The 3,044-nt window shown below is 36.3% G+C and carries 2 protein-coding genes; both read left to right on the plus strand.

The window, feature by feature from the left end:
• The first annotated feature begins 292 nt into the window (after positions 1–292).
• Positions 293–1,180 (plus strand): ABC transporter permease subunit, encoded by an 888-nt coding sequence (locus tag B371_RS0100850; protein ID WP_019412455.1) that lies wholly within the window; start codon positions 293–295, stop codon positions 1,178–1,180.
• Positions 1,177–2,202, plus strand: a complete 1,026-nt coding sequence (locus B371_RS0100855; RefSeq protein ID WP_019412456.1) for an ABC transporter permease — start codon at positions 1,177–1,179, stop codon at positions 2,200–2,202. Before B371_RS0100850 ends, B371_RS0100855 begins: the two co-directional genes overlap by 4 nt.
• The last annotated feature ends 842 nt before the right edge of the window (positions 2,203–3,044 follow it).

A 3,044-nucleotide genomic window follows, 5' to 3' on the forward strand; every position in this document is an offset into this window, starting at 1 on the left:
CAGCTTTCGCTGTCTGAAAAATAGATGTTTGTTTTTGCGGGTTGACACACCCGAGATCGAAAGGTTTGTGATGCAGTCCTGGTGGCAACAGAGGTTGCTTTCGCTGCGAACGTTCTTATTTGTGATGGTCAGTGTTTAATTCCTATTCCAGCAACCTACGAGGTGGCGTGGTGTCCGATTGAAAGAAACCGTTTTCAAACAGAACCCCACTGCTTTAGCGGTGGGAGTGTCAGTCGAAATGGTATATGGTATTATCTAACTATCTGATTTTAGCAAAGTAGGAGGATTTTGTATGAAAGGTTTTAGCAAATGGCTGCTTCAACTCGTTGTAGCTCTGTTTAGTATTTTGCTTATAAGTGGCGCTCCACTTCTTATAGCTGGCTTCCAACGAGGTGAATTATTATGGAGAGAGTACATAGAAACAATTCAGTTCCATGTGACAACACTTTTAAAATTCAATGAAATTACAGTCGATTATTACGTTGGACGAAGAGAACCCCGTCAAGTGCCGGTGTTTCCACAACTCTTTGAAAATATCAGTTATTCTTTACAACTATTATTTTTAGCATTGGGAGCGGCCGTATTCTTCGCTTTACTTTGGACATTTATTACGATGGTATTAAATGAAAAAGCACGATCACGAATAAAACTAGTATTCTATTTTTTAGAGTCAATGCCTGATATATTAATCATTTTATTAGCTCAGTTATTAGTCGTGATTTTTTACCAACAAACAGGTATCCTCGTGTCAATGATTGCAGTTATCGGGGATGAACGAATTTATTGGCTTCCTGTGTTGTGTTTAATGATTTTGCCGATGATTCAACTATATCGTTTAAGCATACTTACATTTGAAACAGAAGAACGTCAAATGTACGTAGAACTTGCAAGGTCTTTAGGATTTGCCAAGTCGTTTATTTTGTTCATACATATTTTCCGTAACGCAATCATTAGTGTATTTTTCCAATCGAAAAAAACGATGTGGTTTATGTTATCCAACCTCTTTGTTCTTGAATTAATGTTTAATATTCCTGGTGTAATGTTGTATATGTACGAAAACTTGAGCGGTGTTTTGTTCCTAATTACTGTATTAAGTTTCTTTTTACCAGTTTTCTTGCTATATAGTCTGGGTGAATGGTACTTTATGCGCCGGTTAAATAAGGGAGGTTCCATCATATGATGTCCTTATGGAAACAACCTTTTTTTCTTATTGGCTTTAGTATTATTAGCTTTTTTTTAGTCGGTAGCTTCTTGTTTGAGTGGGTTTTTGGTAATGTGCCTAAGCAAACACTTTTTATTGAGGAAAACGGTCGTGCAATTGAAGCGCCACCCATTTCTCCAAATTGGGAACATCCACTCGGTACAGATCAATTTGGATATGATATGTTCGCGAAAATAATGATTGGTGCCAAGTTCACCATCCTTGCATCAATGGCTGTGGCTGCCTTACGTATGTTGATTGCAGTCCCAATAGGGTTTGCCCTTGGAACGTATTTGCAACGCCACCGTTCATGGATTAATGGATTAATTGATCCCATTCATTATGTACCGATGACTATTTTTGCCGTATTATTATTAACACCCGTATTATGGATGCCGATGGAAGGGTTTTCTACCACCGTCACCGAGCGCATTGTCATTCAAATTGTCATAATGGCATTGATTACAGTTCCCATTATTGCTGCATTAATCGGAAATGAATCAAATCTTTTATACAATGAAGAATATATACTAGCTGCCCGAACACTTGGTGCTAGCCGCAGGCGTATTATTATTAGTCATTTATTCCCGCAAATGCGTGAAAAAATGTTTGTCTTATATGGTCAACAAGTCGTTGAGTCACTCATCGTATTTGCCCATTTAGGTTTACTCCAATTGTTTTTAGGGGGAACCGACGTCGATTATGACCCGATGTTTGGAGATCCCCCAAGATCAATATCGTATGAATGGGCCGGGTTATTTGGGAACACGTTCAACTACTTGCAAGGAGCACCGTGGCTCCCACTCGGACCAGTGATTAGTTTTGCACTCGTCATTTTGGCAATTGCCTTTATGATCGAGGGTTATACGAGAGCAACCAATGGACAAGTGAAATCACAAAAGCGCAAGAAACTGGCATTCGTCACGGATGAAACAATCGAATGGAACAAACAACAATTAAGAGACAAAATGCATCTGTTGAAAACTAGTAAAAAAGAATAAATAAGTGTAGAGAAGGGGGGGGGCTGTCCAAAAAGTCATTGAAAACAACTTTTAATGGCAGTCCTCTTATTATATAAAAACGCTACAATCTATTATGTGTTTTAAATCAACGTGTATAACTCTTGTAAAATGAAAGTAACCCCAAACCTACATTTTTTTAACCCTACTAAATAAAAAGTGGATACTATGTTTAATATAACATGGTATATCCACTTTTTTTTTAATATTATTTTCCATATACATGCTATTGAAATATAGTATGATCTGTATAATATATAAATGGTTTTTAATATAAAGGCGGTGGAAGAAGTTCATTCCACCCGAAGATGATGACGAAAGTAATTTTCTGTGGAAAAAAGTCATTTCCTTACGAGGTATTGAAAATTTACTCAGTGAAAATATCCTTCAAAATGGCTAGCAGCTGGACAATAACCCCATGTTCAAGGCATTTCTAGTATATGGACGGCACTAACATTCTTTTTCTCTACCGCTCAAATCATTAGTAATTGCTTAAAAGGACCGGGTGTACTATGCCTGGTTTTTCTTACAACATAAGAAAGTATATAACTATAAAGAGTCAAGAACCCGTGTTCATGGTGTTTTTAAGTATATGAGACTTACATTTTAAAATGAAATTTGGATACTCTCTTTAAACCGATTAACATGAAGGCGTGATTTTCTATTAAAAAACACACGATTCATCTAGAATTTCCAGAGAAAGTGAAATTTTGTTCAGTGATACAGTCTTGTTTAGTAATTCGATATAATTTATGTGTGAGTAATTACATTTAAAAAATTAAGACGATTTTTTAATTTTATTTTTAGAACTATATTGTTATCAC

This window comes from Paenisporosarcina sp. TG20 (assembly GCF_000286315.1).
Lineage (GTDB): Bacteria > Bacillota > Bacilli > Bacillales_A > Planococcaceae > Paenisporosarcina.

Coding starts and splice junctions, on each gene's coding strand:
- B371_RS0100855 (WP_019412456.1), top strand. CDS start 1,177: ATGATGTCCTTATGGAAACAACCTTTTTTTCTTATTGGCTTTAGTATT.
- B371_RS0100850 (WP_019412455.1), top strand. CDS start 293: ATGAAAGGTTTTAGCAAATGGCTGCTTCAACTCGTTGTAGCTCTGTTT.